Source organism: Aliidiomarina sp., assembly GCF_047920995.1.
Classification (GTDB): Bacteria; Pseudomonadota; Gammaproteobacteria; order Enterobacterales; family Alteromonadaceae; genus Aliidiomarina.
In genome coordinates this window covers 1-17,497 of record NZ_JBLRWZ010000032.1, presented here as the reverse complement: position 1 = coordinate 17,497, position 17,497 = coordinate 1, and the positions used below count along the sequence as shown (strand labels likewise).

The window sequence follows — 17,497 nt, the reverse complement described above, 5'->3', positions numbered from 1 at the left end:
CAAATGCGGTAAAGTGCTTAACGTTGGGGCTTTTCCGAAACATAAATCGTAATGGTGCCAGCAATCACCATGGTATTATCGCTGCGGAATCCTTGTACTGCTACATCTACATCGCCTACTTGCCATGCGTTCTCAGGAAGGCTCGCTACGATCCGAATATCGGAGTTTGCTTTGGCCGTGTAGTTCACCTGCATTCCCTTAGGTATCCAGCGTAAATGCTTTGGAATACTCGCTTCGGCAACGGCGCCCATGGCCATTTCTAAACCATTACATAGAGCAATGGCGTGTACCGTACCAATGTGATTCTCCACGGCTTTGCGTTTTTTAAACCTAAGCTCACAGTAATTTGGCCTCAGTTCGGTAATAAGTGGCCGAATCGTTTTGAAGTAGGGCGCTTTGCGGGCAAACATAAGCGAGAATAGTTGCTGGCCAAATGGAAGCCGTAATGTTTTTTCATAGAGCTTTAATAAGTAATTTGTTGGCATGCTGTATTCCATCGGTTGATAACCATGCTAATTCGGTAAAACCTGCTTAAACAGCTGATTTTGTTGATCCAGTTCGTTTAGGCTTGCGTTTAATAAACTGACAGCAGGTTTGCCGGCCTGTTGTTCGCTAGCAACGAGCTTGAGCCAACAGTGCCCCTGTTGGCTCTTTTTTTAAACCTTTTTCACGAATTGGGTTTTCAGTTTCATAGGGCCGATACCATCAATTTTACAATCGATATCGTGATCACCCTCTACTAAACGAATATTCTTCACTTTTGTGCCTACTTTTACTACTAGCGAAGAACCTTTTACTTTTAAATCTTTAATTACCGTAACGGTATCGCCATCGGCTAATTCGTTGCCATTGGCATCGCGTTTTACCTGTATAGCATCAGTATCTTCGCTCGCCACTTTCGACCATTCGTGGGCGCATTCTGGGCACACGTACATCATGCCATCTTCATAGGTGTATTCAGAGCCACAATTAGGGCAGTTAGGTAAGGCACTCATTTATTTCCCCTTCACAAGCTGAGTTTGCCGTATAATGCCTTAATCCTTTGCCGCTGGCTATTTTGCTTTATTGTTCTAGCAGCTCATTTCGCTGTAATAGTTATTGTAATAGTTGCTGTAATCATTGCGTGGTTTTACTGTGAAAGAAACATCATCAGCACCGTACATTCGCGGCTTTGCCTGGCTTCTTGCTGGCTTAGTAGCGCTTGGCCCGCTGGCGATTGATGCCTACTTGCCAGCGATGCCAGTGATGGCAACGGATTTGGCAACTTCATTACATAATATTGAAATTACCCTCAGTGTATTCCTCATTGGTTTTGCAGTTGGCCAGCTGATTGGTGGCCCCATATCTGATCATTTCGGCCGTCGGCTTACTATCTTGGTGGGCTTAAGCCTGTTTATTTTTGGTAGTGTTTTTATCGCCTTGGGCAGCTCGATTGAATTGTTATGGTTGGGCCGCGTGCTACAAGCGTTTGGTGGCGGCATGGGTGTGGTAAATACCATGGCCGTGGTGCGGGATCGCTACTCGGGCAAAGCAAGCGCAAAAATTCTTTCGCAAATTGTAACCATTATGATGGCAGCACCGTTGTTAGCGCCGTTCATTGGTGCATTCTTTTTGTTGGTAAGTGATTGGCGCAGTATTTTTTGGTTCTTAGCGGTTTATGCCATTGTGTTGTTGTTTTTGCTGCGCAGGTTTTTGCCAGAAACGAGAGTAATCCCCACAATGCAGAACACTGCGGGCCAATTACAGGCGCGAAAACCTTCTGCCATTCAGCGCTATTGGGCGGTGCTGAAACACCGCCGCGCACTCGGCTTTCTGTTCGCCGTGGCCTTTAGTAACGCAGGGATGTTTACCTTTATTACCACCTCGCCCGGTGTGTATATGGGTTATTACGGCGTGAGTGCTAGCGTTTACCCAATACTATTTGCGGTGAATGTGATTGCGCTCAGTATTTGCAATCAAATTAATATCCGCGTGCTACGGCATTTTGAGCCCGCCCAGGTGTTGCGAGCCGGACAACGTATCCAATTCGCCATTGGCACTCTAATGGTGATAAGCGTGGCGTTTTTTGCCCTGCCTATCTATTTATTAGTACCGCAAATTATGTTGTTTGTGGGCATGCAAGGGTTTGTGGTGGCAAATGGTATGTCTACGGTAACCGATTTCTTCCCTGCAAACTCGGCAACAGCTTCCGCGTTAGTAAGCTCAAGTGGTTTCACGATGGGCGCCATTGTGGGTGGTTTGGCTGCCTTAGCAAGTGATGGCTCACCGCTTACTATGGTGGCGGTAATGGCAATGTGCCCACTACTAGGTATCTTAAGTAGCCGCCTTATTCATGGAAAAACCTTAACGAATGAATAGAAATAGGGTTGAACGTTATGGTTGTGCCGCTCAATAGCCTTATCATTTAAGTTATTTTATAGCATACTGCAACAAATCCCTTGCTCTGGTGCTGGCAATCCTTTCCAGGCTTTTCACGCACAGTGGCTTGCGCGCGCAAGCGGCAAGGCGAGCATATCAACATCACATGAGGAATATACTGTGCTTACTATGAAGAAAACTATTTTAGCTTCGTTGATTGGCGCTACCCTAGCCATTACTGGCTGTTCGGAGCAAGCGCCTACGCAAACCAGCGAAACAGCACCAGCGGCTGAAAGTGCAACTATGGCTGTAGAGAACCCGTTTTTCCAAGCGAGCTCGTTGCAATATCAGGCGCCAGATTTCCGGTTGATTCGTGATGAGCATTTCCTGCCCGCTATTGAGCGCGGCATGGCGGAACAGCTCGCTGAAATTGAAGCTATTGCCAATAACCCAGAAGCACCAACGTTTGAAAATACATTGGTTGCCATGGAGCGTAGTGGTGCATTGTTAACTCGCGTTTCCCGCGTGTTTTCTAACTTAACGGGCACCGATAGCAACGAAAAACGCCGCGAAATTCAATCGGAGCTGGCGCCAAAATCAGCAGCGCATTCTGATAATATTAATTTGAATGCCGATTTATTTGCTCGTATTGAAACTATTTACAACGATCGTGAAAACCTTGGTTTAAACGATGAGCAAAAACGGTTGGTGGAAGTTTACTATCAGCGCTTCGTTCGTGCTGGTGCGCAATTAACTGATAATCAGAAAGAGCAAATTCGTGCACTTAACGAAGAACATTCACGTTTAAGAAACCAGTTTGCCCAAAACTTGCTTGCGGAAACCCGCAATATCGCTGTGGTTGTAGATACGGTTGAAGAGCTTGATGGCTTATCGCGTTCCCAAATTCAAGCAGCGGCCAATGCAGCAGCAGATCGGGGCCATGAAGGTAAGTATTTGTTAAGTATCACCAATACTACGCGCCAACCGATTCTTACTTCATTGAATAACCGTGAAGTGCGCCAACGGGTATGGGAAGCTTCTGCTAACCGTGCGCAATCGGGTGATTACGATAACCGGCCAATTTCAGCGCGATTAGCACAAATTCGTGCCGAGCGTGCTGCACTGCTAGGCTATGATAGCTGGGCTGATTACAACGTTGAACCACAAATGGCGCAAACCCCAGAAGCGGTATTCGAATTGTTCGGCACTATGCTACCTACGGTAATTGCGAACGTTGAAGCAGAGCAAGCGGCAATTCAAGAAATGATTGAACGCCGCGGTGGTGATTACGAAGTACAGCCTTGGGATTGGGAATACTATGCCGAGTTTGTGCGCCAAGAGCTGTATGATATCGATGAAGCTGAAGTGCGCGAGTATTTTGAATTCAATCGCGTATTACATGATGGTGTGTTCTATCAAATGAACCGTTTCTACGGTATTACTTTTGAGCCACGTCCTGATTTACCTACCTATCACGAAGATGTAGAAGTGTACGAAGTGTTTGATGCCGATGGCACCAGCCTTGCGATTTTCTACGCTGATTACTTTGCCCGTGAAGGTAAGCGCGGCGGCGCTTGGATGAGCTCCTTTGTAGGCCAATCTCACTTATTGGGCACTAAACCAGTAGTTGTGAATGTGATGAACATTCCAAAAGCACCAGAAGGTGAGCCTACCTTAGTGAGCTACGATCACGTAACTACCATTTTCCATGAATTGGGCCATGGTATTCACGGCATGTTCTCAAATGTAACTTACCCAACCCTGGCAGGTACTGCTGTTTCTCGTGATTTCGTAGAGTTTCCATCTACGTTTGAAGAAGATTGGGCAGCCCATCCAGAAGTTATCGCAAACTATGCGAACCACTATGAAACGGGTGAGCCAATTCCAGATGAGTTGCTAGAGCGCTTGATTCAATCGCGTAGCTTCAACCAAGGCTTTGATACACTTGAGTACATTTCAGCTTCGCTGTTGGATATGGAGTGGCATTCATTAACAGCGGATGACGAGTTACAAGATGTAAATGAATTCGAAGCCGCGGCGTTAGCCAAGTACGGTGTTGATATACCAGCAGTGCCGCCGCGTTACAAAACTACCTTCTTCTCGCATTCAATGGGTGGGGGCTACTCTGCTAGCTACTATGCCTACATGTGGAGCGAAATTTTGGCGGCAGATGCTTTTGCTTACGTGCAAAGCCAAGGTGGCTTAACCCGTGAAAACGGTAACCACTATCGCAGTAATATTTTAGAAGTAGGCAACACGCGGCCAACTATGGAATCGTATATTCAGTTCCGTGGCCAAGAGCCAACTACCGATGCGTTGTTAATACGCCGCGGCTTGCAGCTTAGTGTTGATTAACTTCCGGTAACTTGCCTGGTGAAAAACGTAAAAGCCCGATTCAGAAATGAATCGGGCTTTTTGTTTGCTTGCTAATTACTAATCAAATAAGTGTTGGCAATAAAGGCATTAGAAACGCCCACCAAACCATGAATTGCTTACGGTAAAGCCTACCCCAAACGCATTGGGGCCAGAATCGTAGCTAAAGTTGATACCGAAGCTGCCAGGCATAAAGGTAACCCCTACATTGGCATTAAAGCGATGCTTAGTGATGGTTGGAGCATTGGTTGCGTGGGCGCGTTGATAAGAATACCCGGGGCCAGCATAGAATATTACATGGTCGGTTGCCTGCAGGGTAAAGCCAGCATTAATTACCCGCACGATATGTTGATCATCACGCCGATTACCAAAAATATCACTTTGATCCATACCAAAGCGGATGAAGCCACCAATATTCCGATCGAAGGCTTCTGGAACCGCAAACCATATGGGAATCAACAGTGCAGCTTCATTATTTTCGGGGTGAATTGAGGGGGCGTGGGCAAAACCTGCAGTAATCAGCCAATCTTCATTGGCGAGGGCTGAACCGCTGGTAACAACGCTAGCAAGTACTAGCGCGGCAAGCGCTTTGCGCGCGAACTTCTTTTGCATGATTAATATCCCTATTGTACTTCTGGCCAATTAAGGCCTTCCGTGATGAATAACTATTTTCTGTTAGTAACTTTGATAAGGGTACCATTTGCGCTATCGGTGAGTAAATATAGAGCGCCGGTGCTTGGGTGCACGCGAATGTCGCGAATGCGTTGATTTAACTCGGTAAATAAACGTTCTTCTGGTTGTAAGTTGTAGCTGTTGCCGCCGCCATTACCTGGCGTAACCGGGCTTACTGCAGGTGTCTGTTCGTTAGGGTAGAAGCGTAAACGCGCTACATGTTTACCTGCCAGTGCGGGAACTAATAGATCACCATGCCATTCGCTAAACATATCGCCATAATAAATGGCCAGCCCAGCAGGCGCTATGGAAGGGGTCCAATTGAATTCAGGATCCGTTAGGCCGGGTAATTGCTGATACGGAGTAATTAGCGCCCCAGTGTAATCAACACCACCAGTAATGAGCGGCCAGCCATAGTTTGCACCGCTGCGTAAGCGATTAATTTCATCGCCCCCACGAGGGCCGTGTTCGCTAATAAACATGCGTTGCTGTTCGGGGTGCCAAGCAATGCCTTGCACATTGCGGTGCCCATAAGTAAATATCTCGGCCTTGCTTTCACGGCTGGTTAAAATTGGGTTGTCGGTAGGTATACGGCCATCTTGTTCTATGCGCACTACTGCGCCTAGGTGGTTGCTAACACGCTGAGCGTCTTCCCGATAATCAAAGCCATCCCCTAAGGTGAGCAGTAAAGTATTATCCGGCATAAAAGCGATGCGGCCACCATAATGAGCACTGCCGCGCTTTGCTGGCAATGCGCGAAAAATCACTTGGCCATCAGTTAGGGTTTCACCATTCCAAGTGAATTTTGCTAAGCAGGTGTTGTTGGCATTGGCAGTGCCACAGGCATAGGAAAGAAACAAGTGTTGGTTGTTGCGAAAGTTAGGGCTTAACGTTACCTCAAACAAACCCGCTTGGCCATCAACCCAGATATCATCTATCGGCGGCTCGAAGCGGCTTAGAAGTTCTCCATCCGGTGCTAAGTGCACTAGCGTTCCGTTGCGTTCGGTAACGAGCAAGCTGTTATCCGGCAACACCGCGAGGCTCCAGGGAAAGTTTAGATTCTCATGCAGTGTGGTAAGGCGATATGCAGATTCTGAGGTATTATATACTTCTGCTTCTGCTTCTGTTTGGGGCGCACCTGCATCTTGCGCAACAGCACTGATGCTGGCGCCTGCCATAAACAGTAATGTAGCGCCTATCGAAAATAGGCGAGCGGGCGCCATTAAAATTCTTGCCAGTGCTTTCATGATCTGCTCTCGGAATCTGTTTTCGTTGGTTTAGCAGAGGTTACATTATCTTGTATCCGCTGATGATGCTGCGCGCGTAATTTGCGAATTAAACGTTTGCGAAAGTGCCGGCTTAACACTGCATATACAAAACCACCAACTAGGCCGCTAGATGTCATAAATAAAGTGCCCACCGTAGTGCGAGTTGCGGCAATTAATGTGGGCATGGGGGCGAAATGATTCGCTACCAAGAATGCTGCCCATAGGGATACAGCACCAGCCACGGCGCACCAAGCGATAAACTGCCGGCGTTGGATACGAACAATTAAATGCGCTACGGGAAGAGCAACAATAAAGGCAACGGCAACCATAGCGGTGAACAAAGGACCGAAGTGGAGTAGATCATACCAAGTGCTATCAAGGCGTGTTTGCAGATCGATGGCAGGGCCAATGGCACTAATGGCGAGAATATTAAACTGAGTTTGCAGCACAGAGCCGAGAATTCCTGCAATGATTACTGCAGGAAGGAATGCTAGAAGGTAGCTTAATCGATGTGATGTGTGCTTCATTTAATATTGCCTTAATTAAAACCCTGCACGTTTGCCGCCAATCTTTTTATGTTGCGTGGTAGCCATAACAGACTAAGGTAACGAATTTACACTAAATTAGCTATAACAAAGCAAGAACTAAACTAAAACAGCGTGCTAACTGCACGAGAACCAAGCGGGTTTTGTTAGCTTTTTCAGCGTACATCTGTGCTTGCTCGATTTTTCAGAAGCGGATACAGTGAACATATTGCAGGTTAGACCAGAGGAATGTAGAACACCATGAGCCAGCCATATCCAAATTTACTAGCGCCACTTAACCTGGGATTTACCACATTAAAAAACCGCGTTTTGATGGGTTCAATGCACACTAACCTTGAAGAAGAAAAAGGTGGTTTTGCAAAACTTGCAGAATTCTATGCTGCACGAGCTCGTGGCGGCGTGGGCTTAATCGTTACCGGTGGTATTTCACCAAATTTTCGGGGCCGTTTGGCGCCTTTTGCCAGCCAGTTAAGTAATGGTTGGCAGGTTTCTAAGCACAAACAGGTAACTAATGCGGTGCATGCCGCTGGCGGTAAGATTGCGATGCAGATTCTGCATGCTGGGCGCTATTCCTATCATCCCTTCAGCGCAGCCCCAAGTGCAATTAAAGCACCAATAACGCCTTTTAAGCCAAAAGCATTGAGTGAGAGGCAGATACTAAAAACTATTCAGCATTATGCTCGGGCAGCTAAACTAGCAAAGCAGGCTGGCTATGATGGCGTGGAGATTATGGGATCGGAAGGTTACTTAATTAACCAGTTTATTTGCCAGCGTACCAATAAGCGTACCGACCGTTGGGGCGGCAGTTTCGAAAATAGATCACGCTTGCCGCTAGAGATAATGAAGGCCGTGCGCGCTGCGGTTGGCGAAGAGTTTATTCTTATTTATCGCCTTTCAATGCTGGATTTGGTGGAAGATGGTAATACATTGGAAGAGGTTATTGAGTTAGGCAAGGGCGTTGAAAAAGCTGGTGCTACGATTATTAACACGGGTATTGGTTGGCATGAAGCACGCGTACCTACTATTGTTACTTCGGTGCCACGCGGCGCTTTTCGTTGGATAACCGCGCGTTTGAAAGAAGAATTAAACGTACCGGTTGTTGCCACTAACCGAATTAATACCCCGGAAATTGCTGAAGATATTTTAGCGAATCAAGAAGCTGATATGGTGTCTATGGCGCGGCCCTTTTTGGCCGATCCTGATTTTGTGAATAAAGCTGCCGCTGGCCAAGCCGATCGAATTAACACCTGTATTGCCTGCAACCAAGCGTGTTTAGATCATGTATTCGAGAATAAACGCGCTAGTTGCTTGGTAAACCCTCTGGCTGCTTATGAAACCGAGTTGGTGATGCAGCCTACAACTGCAGTAAAGAAAGTAGCGGTAGTTGGAGCAGGCCCCGCTGGTTTATCGGCCGCGTGCTTCGCCGCAGAGCGTGGCCATGAGGTGCATTTGTTCGACGCTGCCGGAGAAATTGGTGGCCAGTTTAATTTTGCGAAACAAATACCAGGTAAAGAAGAGTTTCATGAAACCATTCGTTACTTTGCGAAGCGTTTAGAGGATGCCGGTGTACAGATACACCTGAATAGCCCACAAAGCACCGATTCGTTGCAGCAAGGTGGTTTTGATGATGTGGTATTAGCAACCGGCGTGGTGCCTCGGCAAGTGCAAATTGCTGGCAGTGAAACCAGTGATAAAGTACTCGGTTATCTTGATGTATTGCGCGATCACAAAACGGTAGGCAAACGGGTGGCGGTAATTGGTGCTGGCGGTATTGGTTTTGATGTATCTGAATACCTTACTACCGAACATTCACCAACCCTTAATAGCGAAGAATGGCATGGTATATGGGGTATTGATAAAACGTATCAGCAGCGGGGTGCGCTCACTCAACCGCTACCAGACCCTTGTTCACGAAAAGTATATTTACTGCAACGCAAAGAGAGCAAAGTAGGTGGAGGCTTAGGCAAAACTTCGGGTTGGGTGCATCGCAACACGTTGAAGAATAAAGGCGTAGTGATGTTGAATGGGGTGAGTTATAAGCAAATTACTGATCAAGGCTTGGAGATTGAGCGTAACGGGAAAGTAGAGCTACTAGAAGTAGACCATATTATTATTTGCGCAGGCCAAGAACCGCTGCGCGCGTTACAACAACCATTAACCGATGCGGGTATTCGCGTACACTTAATTGGTGGCGCCGATGTGGCGGCAGAACTTGATGCGAAACGCGCGATACGGCAAGGGGCCGAGCTCGCAGCAGCACTTTAAAATAACAGCAGGAGAACATGAATGGCACAAGCACCAAAAGCACTAGATGATGCAAGAGGGCGCCTCGAAGCAATTTATGAGCACCTTGATGTTTCCGAAGACGCACAAGTTCGTTTAGCTCGTCCGCACCGAGTAGTTGAAATTTCTATTCCGGTTCGAATGGATGATGGTTCCTTACAAGTATTTCCAGCATGGCGCGTGCAATACGATACAACCCGCGGCCCAGGTAAGGGTGGCATCCGCTTTCATCCTGATGTGGATGCCAGTGAAGTTACCGCACTGGCCTTCTGGATGGCGATTAAGTGTGCCGTTGTGGATTTACCATTTGGTGGCGCCAAGGGTGGTATTTGCGTGAATCCTAAGGAACTCTCTCGATTAGAGTTAGAGCGTTTATCGCGGGGATATATTCGTGGTTTTTATGATTGCATTGGCCCTGATGAGGATATTCCAGCGCCGGATATGAACACCAATGCCACAATCATGGGTTGGATGGCGGATGAGTATGCGAAAATTGCTCGCGCCCAATACCCTGCAGTGATTACAGGTAAGCCTATTGGCTTGGGCGGCTCTGCAGGAAGAGTGGAGGCCACTGGTGAAGGCGCTTTAGAAGTGTTGAAAATCTATCTTGAGCAGCAGGATACAAAGCCAGAGGATCTTACGGTGGCTGTGCAAGGGTTTGGTAATGCCGGTTATTATTTTGCAACCGCTGCTCAGAAGCTCGGGCTTACCATTGTGGCGGTATCTGATTCGCAAGGCGCGGTATATTCGAAGAAAGGCTTAGATGTTGATTCGGTATGGCGGCACAAAAACAAAACTCGCGAGCTAAAAGGTATCCTTTATTCTGAAACCTCGGTAGATGAGGAAAAGAATGTTGACCATTTAAGTAACGAGGAATTACTTTGTTTAGATGTGGATGTTTTAGTACTCGCGGCCTTGGAAAACCAGATTACCGAGGATAATGCTGATGCTATTAAAGCGGAGGTTATTCTGGAGATTGCCAACGGGCCAGTAACCAGCGATGCCGATAAGATTCTTGGTGAGAAAAATATACTTGTGTTGCCGGATGTATTGGTGAATACCGGTGGCGTAATTGTGAGTTACTACGAATGGATTCAAAACCGTATTGGCGATTACTGGCCCGCGGAAAAAGTGAATGGGCGCATGCGCGAGCGCATCGGTAGAGAAGCCAAAGCTTGCTTTGAACTGGCGAGCAAGCACAAAGTAGATTATCGCAGCGCCTGTTATATGCATGGTTTAAAGCGTATTACCGCAGCCATGGACCATCGCGGTACCCATGGCTACTTTAACGGTGATTGTTAATTATTAATGGGGCCGTGTTCAACCCGCTCAAATTGTTCGATGTTGTAACCCCAAGCATATGCACGGGCGGTTACTTCATCGATCAAGCCTTGGCTCGGTCGCGGTGTGCGTGAGAGTAGCCAAAAGTAATCTTTGCTATCACTTACTACTACTGCGTACTCGTAGTTACTCCCTAGCTCGGCAACGTAATAGCCGCCACTAAAGGGCCAGAAAAAGGTAACCCGAAATCCGGCATTCATACCAGGCACTGCTTTCGCTGTTGCGGTTGCAGTGCTCCATTCCCCTTTTTTCTGATTGTAGCCTCGATTTACTACATGAATACTACCATTCCGATTAAGCTTATATTCTGCAGTTACATTGCTGAGATTACGTTCAAAACGATGGGGTAAGCGAAGCACGGAGTACCAGGTGCCCATATACCGTTCCGCAGAAAAAGTTTCCACCGGTTTCACTACCGGTGTAGGTTGGCTAGTAAAATGTAAATATGCCCAGCCTGCAACAGCTAACACCAGTATTAGTAAAATTAATTTCTTCATCGTAGCTCCTTGCATTAACAGCATTATTAAACACAGTATAAGTGCTGTTTACTAGAGATGCTCGATATTAATTAAGTGCTGCTGGGCTTGCGCTAAAATAGCCTCTTGGCTGTCGGCGCTTTGCTTATCCCACTGCCGGTACATCATGGCCATGCGATGGTTGCCTGCAAGTTGCTCGCGATGCTCGGCAATAAAATTCCAATATAGGCTGTTAAATGGACAGCTGCGTGCCCCAGTTTTGGCTTTCACATCATAGAAGCAGCTTTTACAGTAGCTGCTCATTTTATTGATGTAGTTCCCGGAAGAAACATAAGGCTTGGTGGCGAGTAAGCCGCCATCGGCAAACTGGCTCATACCGCGGGTATTTGGCAATTCTACCCACTCAATGGCATCGGCATAGATGCCTAAGTACCAAGCATCTATCTCGTCTGGATTCACCCCAGCCAGCAGGGCAAAGTTCCCCGTTACCATTAATCGCTGAATATGGTGTGCATAGGCGTGCTGCAATGATAGCTGCACTGAATGCTGCATACAATTCATTTTCGTATTGGCGTTCCAATACATGCTTGGTAACGGGCGAGTATGGTTGAAGTAATTGGTTTTCTTATAGCTCGGCATTTCCCGCCAGTAAATTAAGCGCACGAACTCTCGCCAACCAATAATTTGCCGCACAAACCCCTCAACTTGAGCAAGGGTAACGCGTTTGGGATTATCTTGGTGGGCGTGAATAGCTGCGTCTACTACTTCTCGCGGATTAATCATTTTGGTATTTAAGCTAAAGGATAACCGCGAATGAAACAGCAGCCAGCCTCTTCTGCTCATGGCATCTTGGTATTCGCCAAAGTGCGGCAAGCTGTGTTTAATAAAATGCCTAAGTAACTCAAGCGATTGGCGGCGGCCAATGGGCCATTGCAAGGCAGTGGCATCTATTTCACCAATAGTTTCCACCGCTTCTTGCTTGAGCATCTCGAGAATGTGGCTAGCATTTACCTGCACCGGGGCTAACGGGGGTATTTCTACATCGTTAGGCAGTTTATTTCGGTTGTCCTGATCATAATTCCATTTGCCGCCTAATGGTTTATCCTCATCCATAAGGTAGCCGGTTTCTTTGCGAATACGGCGATAGAAATTTTCCATCAAGGGTGCTTTATTCGCGGGTAAGTATTCTTGTACATCACTACGGTTTATTAAAAAATGCTCACCGGAGTAGCACTCAATAGCGATGTCGCTATCCAAAGCAATACGGTTCAGCTGTTGATCTAAGCGATATTCATCGGGCTCTTGATAACTAAATTTTGTGGCGCCAGTAGCCTGCATAATGCGCTGTATATTAGTGCAGAGATCTTGGCTATTAGCGGGATCGTTTAGGCGGAAATACAAAACTTCTGCTTTGGTTCCTAGGGCATCCGCAAATGCGCGCATTGCTGCAAAAAAAGCAACTATCTTTTGCACATGGTGGGTGGCGTAATCGGTTTCTTGGCGCATTTCAAACATTATATACAGCACACCATCATTATTTTTGAACCAAGAATGCTGCGAGTTCAGTTGATCGCCCAAAACAAGGCGTACCTCATGAAATTGTTCGAGTTGTTGGGTAGGTATATCCGCAATCTGAAACCAGCGCGCCATGCTTTTTTATCCCTATACTGCTACTCGGCGATGAGAACAGATCACATCTATTCTCGGGTAGTGGTAGAATACGCCGAAATACCTCAACTGGTTCTTTATATTATGCGTTTAGATCGATTTTTGTCTGAAACTACCGGCATGAGCCGCAAGGAAGCGACCCGCACACTTCATCGTAGCGAAGTAAGTGTGAATGGCGATGTAGTGAAAAAAGGAGCCGCACATGTGCCTGATGAGGCTGAAGTAGTTTGGAATGGTGTGCGTTTGCAATTGTTAGGGCCTACCTACTTAATGTTCCATAAGCCAGTGGGCTGTATCTGTGCCAACGATGATCCCAACCACATGACCGTGTTTTCTTATTTGGATTTACCTAATCCAGATAAATTTCATACGGTAGGGCGGCTGGATTTAGAAACTTCAGGTTTATTGTTGGTAACCAACGATGGCCAGTGGTCGCACCGCATTACCTCACCTAAGCACGGCTGTATCAAAGTTTACCGCGCCCAATTAGCTGATCCGGTAAGTGCGGCAGATGTAGCCGCTTTTGCTAAAGGGCTGCAGTTACGTGGCGATCCGAAACTTACTGAGCCAGCCGAGTTAGTGATCGTAGGTGAAAAAGAGGCCTTAGTGAAAGTGAATGAGGGGCGTTATCACCAAGTGCGGCGCATGTTTGCCGCTGTTGGCAATAAAGTGCTGGAACTGCATCGCGAGCAAGTAGGCGAACTTAGCCTCGGTGAGCTTGAACCGGGTGAGTTTCGCGCCTTAACGGATGCAGAAATAGCGTTGTTTTAACTTTCACTGCATGTGTTTAGATGAACAACCTTTTATACATATGTTCCGCGTAATCATCGGTCATTCCGGCAATATAATCACACAACACCCGATCGGCCGCTACTGTTCCGCCGTGCTCGCTGGCATGCTGCCAACGGGCTCTGGTATTGCGTGGTAGTAACCGCTCGGGTTCAGCGTGAAAAGCGGAAAATAAGTTCAACAGCATGCTTTGGCTGCGATAGCGCAGTTGCTGAATGGCGGGTTGGTTGATCACATATTCAAATACAACGGCTTTTAAACCGTTCAAAAGAATGCGCTCTGCTGCTGGCAAAATCGCATTCATGCGAATGAGCGGCTGCTCTGTATCCGGCAATACTTCAGCAATTTGTACCGCGGTTACAAAAATATTCACCATGGCACCGATGGCGTTTTTACGTAAATGGTGAACTTCAGAAAACAGCTGTTGCTCTAATTCCAGCATTAACGCCCGAAGATCGGCAGGTAATTCGCTGAAAATTGGCTGCATAAAGGCCAACCATTGGCTTCGGTTCAGATTACCTGTAACTACTGCATCTTCTAAATCATGCACGCCATAGGCGATATCATCGGCGAGCTCCATCAAGGAAGCATCAAATGATTTGTGTTTTGCTCGCAACCAGGGCGAATTGGTAAGTGTATCCACTTCTTGAAAACGTTCACGATCGCTGGTACTTAAAGGGGCCAATACCCAATCCAGTAATTCAGCATCAGCAGTGAATACAGCTTTCGTTGGTTTCCACTTACTTAAACTTTTGGGCATGTCTTCGCTGGGGCGTTCGGAATCAGGCGTGAGTACCGGATATTTTAATAATCCGAGCAGAGTTCGGCGCGTAAGATCCATGCCGTGCTCAGCATGATACGCCTCTAAACAGCCCACAATCCGAAAGGTTTGGCCGTTGCCCTCAAAGCCACCGGAACCCAGCATTTTATAATTCAAAGCCGTTTCACCACCATGCCCAAAGGGTGGATGGCCAATATCATGTGCTAGGCAAAGTGCTTCCATTAGATTCTCATCGGGCAGCAATGCGCGCGTGCTATCGGTGCCAGAATGCGCTAGCTGATTTATCAGCGATGCACCAATTTGCGCGGCTTCCAATGAATGGGTAAGGCGAGTGCGATAAAAATCGTTCTCGCCAATATTCATAATTTGGGTTTTTGATTGTAGGCGGCGAAATGCTGCAGAATGGAGGATGCGAGCACGATCGCGCTGCCATGGGTTACGTAAATCGCCGGGCCGTGCCGGAGCCGCTCCGGAGCGCCTTGCTTGCCATGTATTCTGCTCGTTGCCCATTCGCTTACCTCTTCTTGGTTGTTATATTCTGCTCGGGTGTAAACAAAGCTTACGCGCTTACATGTAAACAGAGAATATCACGATGTTCGCCATTGCCAAGATAATCAGCTTGATAACTTTGTTTTTGAAAGCCTAATTTACCATAGAGCTCAATTGCGGCTGCGTTTTCTGGCGCCACACTTAACCACAGCTGCTGCGCACCTCGCTGGCGTAGTTCCTTAATTGCCTGTTGCATTAAGGCAGAGCCTAGCCGCATGCCGCGCGCTTGCGCTGCTATCAGCACCGACATAATCCAAATATGCCCTTCCTGCTGGCCGGGTGCCGCAAGTAAGTACGCACACACATTTGTTGCAGCTTTATTGCTGCCGTTCTCTTCTGTGCGTTCTGCTACCCACAATAAATTTGGCCATTGCCGATAAGCTTGAAAAAGAAATGCTGCAGGGTAACCCTCTGCAGCATAATGTTCATTCTCTAGGTTGGCGATGGCTGCGATATCCGCAGCCGTTGCTAAACGAATGTGCATAAATTATTGGCGAATGCCTTCTACTACAAGATCCATATACACGGTTTGTGCCGCCGAACCTAAGTTAAAATCTATACCAAAATCCGTGATGTTTAACGCTACGGTGCCGGTAAAACCAGCGCGATAGCCACCCCATGGATCTTGCCCTTCGCCGTATTTTTCCACATCAATAGTAATTTCGCGAGTTTTTCCGAACAAGGTGAGGTTGCCGGTAAGCTCGGCTTTGCCATCGCCTTGATCAGCGTAGTTAGTACTTACAAAGTGGGCTTGGCTCCATTTGCTCGCATCAATGAAATCACTGCTCCGAATATGGCGGTCACGCTCAGCGTGGTTAGAATCTACTGATGCGGTGTTTACCGTTACTTCTACTTTGTTGTTACTTGGGTTCTCTGCATCATAGGTGAAGGTGCCGTTAAACTCGTTAAAGCGTCCTACTACATAGCTTACGCCGAGATGGTCAATTTTGAAGTTGATAGAGGCATGCGCGCCCTCTGTATCAATTACATAATCGGCCGCGCTAGCAGCAGTGCTGAACGCCGTGATACTGGCAAACGCAGATGCGATAGCGATATTTTTTAACGTTACTAATTTCATAGTTAATTCCTCTGTTAAGTATTGAGTTACAACGTATTGGCTTGGTTATTGTTTCGATCTTCGGTGTCGTGTGTATTTTCTTGCACCCCTAGCATTCGTTTTAGGGTGGCGTCTCTATTTACATAGTGGTGCTTTACAGCGGCTGCTAAATGCACCGCAACTAAAATCATCATGCCGGTAGCTGCATAGAAGTGGATGTTGCCCCAGAAATCCTCCTGGCGTGTGGCTAGGGCTTGAATAGCAGGTACTGAAAACCAATCAAACACGCGAATACTGCGGCCATCGGCGGTAGAGAGTAAATAACCACTGGTTACTACGGTAAGTAGCAATAGGTATAACGTGGTGTGCCCTGCATGAGCGGCGAATCGTTCGAGTTTGGAGCGCGCAAGCATGCTTGGGTTAGGGTTCAATAGCTTCCAAGCCACCCGTAACAAAATCACCATGGCAAGTAATATGCCGATGCTGCGATGGATGTTTGGGTAAATTCGGTAGCCAGAATCATAGTAACCTAGCGAAACGATGTAGAGCCCAAGTGGATACATTCCTAAAACCACAACAGCCACTAGCCAGTGCATAAAAATTGCCACCCAACCATATTGCTGTTTACTGTTTTTGATTTGTTTCACTAAAGCCATTTGGTAATCCTTTCATCCCTTAGTAGTCGCTATTACCGAGCCCTGCAACTTACTTACTCTTTACTTAGTAGACATAGCCTACTAGACATAGCTTAGTGGACTCATATATATTCAGCAAATGCATTAAACTAATAAAAGCTATCCATTTTTAGGATAATGAATGAGGGTGTTATGCGTAGCGCAAAATTACGTGATATCGATCTTAATCTGCTCGTGGTACTCGAGGTGCTTCTTAGTGAACGCCATGTATCGCGAGCAGCAGAACGGTTGAATATGAGCCAGCCTGCAGTAAGCAGAGCTTTGGGGCGGTTGCGGGAGAGCTTCAATGATCCGTTGCTGATTCGCACTGCAACCGGTTTTACGTTGAGCTCTCGGGCTGTATTGCTGCAAAGCGAACTAGATGGGTTACTTCGTGACATTGAGCGAGTGATTGAGCCGCCACAATTTGATCCGGCTACCGATGATACCTTGATCCGTATTACCGGGTTAGATATGGAAGTTGGTTTATATTTTCCAGCGCTGGTTAAACGTGTGCATGCCCTTGCACCTAATATGCGCTTCGAGGTAGTGCGCCAAGAATTGGATAGCTTTCCAATGCTAGAGCGCGATGAAGTACATTTTAGCCTGAGTGGCTTGGCACCCATGAGTGCGGAACATAGCTTACATCGAAGAGCGCTGGAA

The 17,497-nt window shown here is 47.1% G+C and carries 17 protein-coding genes; 6 read left to right on the top strand and 11 right to left on the bottom strand.

Annotation, left to right across the window (positions count from 1 at the left end):
- Positions 1–17: 17 nt before the first annotated feature.
- Positions 18–485, bottom strand: a complete 468-nt coding sequence (locus tag ACNA7P_RS09060; protein ID WP_416258305.1) for a hotdog fold domain-containing protein — start codon at positions 483–485, stop codon at positions 18–20.
- Positions 486–656: 171 nt separating this feature from the next.
- A complete protein-coding gene (locus ACNA7P_RS09055; protein ID WP_416258304.1) occupies positions 657–995 on the bottom strand; it encodes a zinc ribbon domain-containing protein YjdM in 339 nt (112 codons plus the stop codon).
- Positions 996–1,134: 139 nt separating this feature from the next.
- Between ACNA7P_RS09055 and ACNA7P_RS09050 the strand changes: the two genes are divergently transcribed.
- Positions 1,135–2,358, top strand: a complete 1,224-nt coding sequence (locus ACNA7P_RS09050; protein WP_416258303.1) for a multidrug effflux MFS transporter — start codon at positions 1,135–1,137, stop codon at positions 2,356–2,358.
- 189 nt (positions 2,359–2,547) lie between these two features.
- Entirely contained in the window at positions 2,548–4,713 is a 2,166-nt protein-coding gene (locus ACNA7P_RS09045; RefSeq protein ID WP_416258314.1) for a M3 family metallopeptidase, read from the top strand.
- Between the two features lie 108 nt (positions 4,714–4,821).
- On the opposite strand, the gene ACNA7P_RS09040 is transcribed toward ACNA7P_RS09045, so the two are convergent.
- The 3 genes from ACNA7P_RS09040 to ACNA7P_RS09030 are packed head-to-tail and all read right to left on the bottom strand — an operon-like array spanning position 4,822 to position 7,198.
- Positions 4,822–5,343, bottom strand: coding sequence for a hypothetical protein (locus tag ACNA7P_RS09040; RefSeq protein ID WP_416258302.1), 522 nt, complete (start codon positions 5,341–5,343; stop codon positions 4,822–4,824).
- A 53-nt stretch (positions 5,344–5,396) separates the two neighbouring features.
- The gene (locus tag ACNA7P_RS09035; protein WP_416258301.1) at positions 5,397–6,650 is read right to left on the bottom strand and encodes a PQQ-dependent sugar dehydrogenase; all 1,254 of its coding nucleotides are present in this window, start codon (positions 6,648–6,650) and stop codon (positions 5,397–5,399) included.
- A complete protein-coding gene (locus ACNA7P_RS09030; protein ID WP_416258300.1) occupies positions 6,647–7,198 on the bottom strand; it encodes a hypothetical protein in 552 nt (183 codons plus the stop codon). The genes ACNA7P_RS09035 and ACNA7P_RS09030 overlap by 4 nt, the downstream gene beginning before the upstream one ends.
- 258 nt (positions 7,199–7,456) lie before the next feature.
- Between ACNA7P_RS09030 and ACNA7P_RS09025 the strand changes: the two genes are divergently transcribed.
- Together ACNA7P_RS09025 and ACNA7P_RS09020 are read left to right on the top strand one after the other, a co-directional pair.
- Complete coding sequence (locus tag ACNA7P_RS09025) at positions 7,457–9,481, top strand: FAD-dependent oxidoreductase (RefSeq protein WP_416258299.1); 2,025 nt, start codon at positions 7,457–7,459, stop codon at positions 9,479–9,481.
- A gap of 21 nt (positions 9,482–9,502) precedes the next feature.
- Positions 9,503–10,801, top strand: a complete 1,299-nt coding sequence (locus ACNA7P_RS09020) for a Glu/Leu/Phe/Val family dehydrogenase (protein WP_416258298.1) — start codon at positions 9,503–9,505, stop codon at positions 10,799–10,801.
- Here ACNA7P_RS09020 and ACNA7P_RS09015 read toward each other — a convergent pair.
- Positions 10,798–11,337 (bottom strand): lipocalin family protein, encoded by a 540-nt coding sequence (locus tag ACNA7P_RS09015; protein WP_416258297.1) that lies wholly within the window; start codon positions 11,335–11,337, stop codon positions 10,798–10,800. The genes ACNA7P_RS09020 and ACNA7P_RS09015 overlap by 4 nt on opposite strands.
- 51 nt (positions 11,338–11,388) lie before the next feature.
- Positions 11,389–12,966, bottom strand: coding sequence for a cryptochrome/photolyase family protein (locus tag ACNA7P_RS09010; protein ID WP_416258296.1), 1,578 nt, complete (start codon positions 12,964–12,966; stop codon positions 11,389–11,391).
- 30 nt (positions 12,967–12,996) lie between these two features.
- Here ACNA7P_RS09010 and ACNA7P_RS09005 point away from each other — a divergent pair, with 30 nt between their 5' ends.
- A complete protein-coding gene (locus tag ACNA7P_RS09005; RefSeq protein ID WP_416258295.1) occupies positions 12,997–13,755 on the top strand; it encodes a pseudouridine synthase in 759 nt (252 codons plus the stop codon).
- Between the two features lie 16 nt (positions 13,756–13,771).
- On the opposite strand, the gene ACNA7P_RS09000 is transcribed toward ACNA7P_RS09005, so the two are convergent.
- The 4 genes from ACNA7P_RS09000 to ACNA7P_RS08985 are packed head-to-tail and all read right to left on the bottom strand — an operon-like array spanning position 13,772 to position 16,816.
- The gene (locus ACNA7P_RS09000) at positions 13,772–15,064 is read right to left on the bottom strand and encodes an anti-phage deoxyguanosine triphosphatase (protein WP_416258294.1); all 1,293 of its coding nucleotides are present in this window, start codon (positions 15,062–15,064) and stop codon (positions 13,772–13,774) included.
- Positions 15,065–15,113: 49 nt separating this feature from the next.
- Positions 15,114–15,587 (bottom strand): GNAT family N-acetyltransferase, encoded by a 474-nt coding sequence (locus ACNA7P_RS08995; protein WP_416258293.1) that lies wholly within the window; start codon positions 15,585–15,587, stop codon positions 15,114–15,116.
- Between the two features lie 3 nt (positions 15,588–15,590).
- Positions 15,591–16,181 (bottom strand): YceI family protein, encoded by a 591-nt coding sequence (locus tag ACNA7P_RS08990; RefSeq protein WP_416258292.1) that lies wholly within the window; start codon positions 16,179–16,181, stop codon positions 15,591–15,593.
- A 26-nt stretch (positions 16,182–16,207) separates the two neighbouring features.
- Positions 16,208–16,816 carry a cytochrome b gene (locus ACNA7P_RS08985; protein WP_416258291.1) on the bottom strand — a complete coding sequence of 203 codons (609 nt, stop codon included), beginning with the start codon at positions 16,814–16,816 and terminating at the stop codon, positions 16,208–16,210.
- Between the two features lie 171 nt (positions 16,817–16,987).
- Here ACNA7P_RS08985 and ACNA7P_RS08980 point away from each other — a divergent pair.
- Positions 16,988–17,497: LysR family transcriptional regulator (locus tag ACNA7P_RS08980; protein ID WP_416258290.1), on the top strand; the 510-nt coding region annotated here is incomplete at its 3' end.

What these genes read in the sequence shown, in the direction of transcription:
- ACNA7P_RS09060 (WP_416258305.1), bottom strand. Translation starts at nt 485, where the DNA reads ATGCCAACAAATTACTTATTAAAGCTCTATGAAAAAACATTACGGCTT.
- ACNA7P_RS09055 (WP_416258304.1), bottom strand. Translation starts at nt 995, where the DNA reads ATGAGTGCCTTACCTAACTGCCCTAATTGTGGCTCTGAATACACCTAT.
- ACNA7P_RS09045 (WP_416258314.1), top strand. Translation starts at nt 2,548, where the DNA reads ATGAAGAAAACTATTTTAGCTTCGTTGATTGGCGCTACCCTAGCCATT.
- ACNA7P_RS09040 (WP_416258302.1), bottom strand. Translation starts at nt 5,343, where the DNA reads ATGCAAAAGAAGTTCGCGCGCAAAGCGCTTGCCGCGCTAGTACTTGCT.
- ACNA7P_RS09035 (WP_416258301.1), bottom strand. Translation starts at nt 6,650, where the DNA reads ATGAAAGCACTGGCAAGAATTTTAATGGCGCCCGCTCGCCTATTTTCG.
- ACNA7P_RS09030 (WP_416258300.1), bottom strand. Translation starts at nt 7,198, where the DNA reads ATGAAGCACACATCACATCGATTAAGCTACCTTCTAGCATTCCTTCCT.
- ACNA7P_RS09025 (WP_416258299.1), top strand. Translation starts at nt 7,457, where the DNA reads ATGAGCCAGCCATATCCAAATTTACTAGCGCCACTTAACCTGGGATTT.
- ACNA7P_RS09020 (WP_416258298.1), top strand. Translation starts at nt 9,503, where the DNA reads ATGGCACAAGCACCAAAAGCACTAGATGATGCAAGAGGGCGCCTCGAA.
- ACNA7P_RS09015 (WP_416258297.1), bottom strand. Translation starts at nt 11,337, where the DNA reads ATGAAGAAATTAATTTTACTAATACTGGTGTTAGCTGTTGCAGGCTGG.
- ACNA7P_RS09010 (WP_416258296.1), bottom strand. Translation starts at nt 12,966, where the DNA reads ATGGCGCGCTGGTTTCAGATTGCGGATATACCTACCCAACAACTCGAA.
- ACNA7P_RS09005 (WP_416258295.1), top strand. Translation starts at nt 12,997, where the DNA reads ATGAGAACAGATCACATCTATTCTCGGGTAGTGGTAGAATACGCCGAA.
- ACNA7P_RS09000 (WP_416258294.1), bottom strand. Translation starts at nt 15,064, where the DNA reads ATGGGCAACGAGCAGAATACATGGCAAGCAAGGCGCTCCGGAGCGGCT.
- ACNA7P_RS08995 (WP_416258293.1), bottom strand. Translation starts at nt 15,587, where the DNA reads ATGCACATTCGTTTAGCAACGGCTGCGGATATCGCAGCCATCGCCAAC.
- ACNA7P_RS08990 (WP_416258292.1), bottom strand. Translation starts at nt 16,181, where the DNA reads ATGAAATTAGTAACGTTAAAAAATATCGCTATCGCATCTGCGTTTGCC.
- ACNA7P_RS08985 (WP_416258291.1), bottom strand. Translation starts at nt 16,816, where the DNA reads ATGGCTTTAGTGAAACAAATCAAAAACAGTAAACAGCAATATGGTTGG.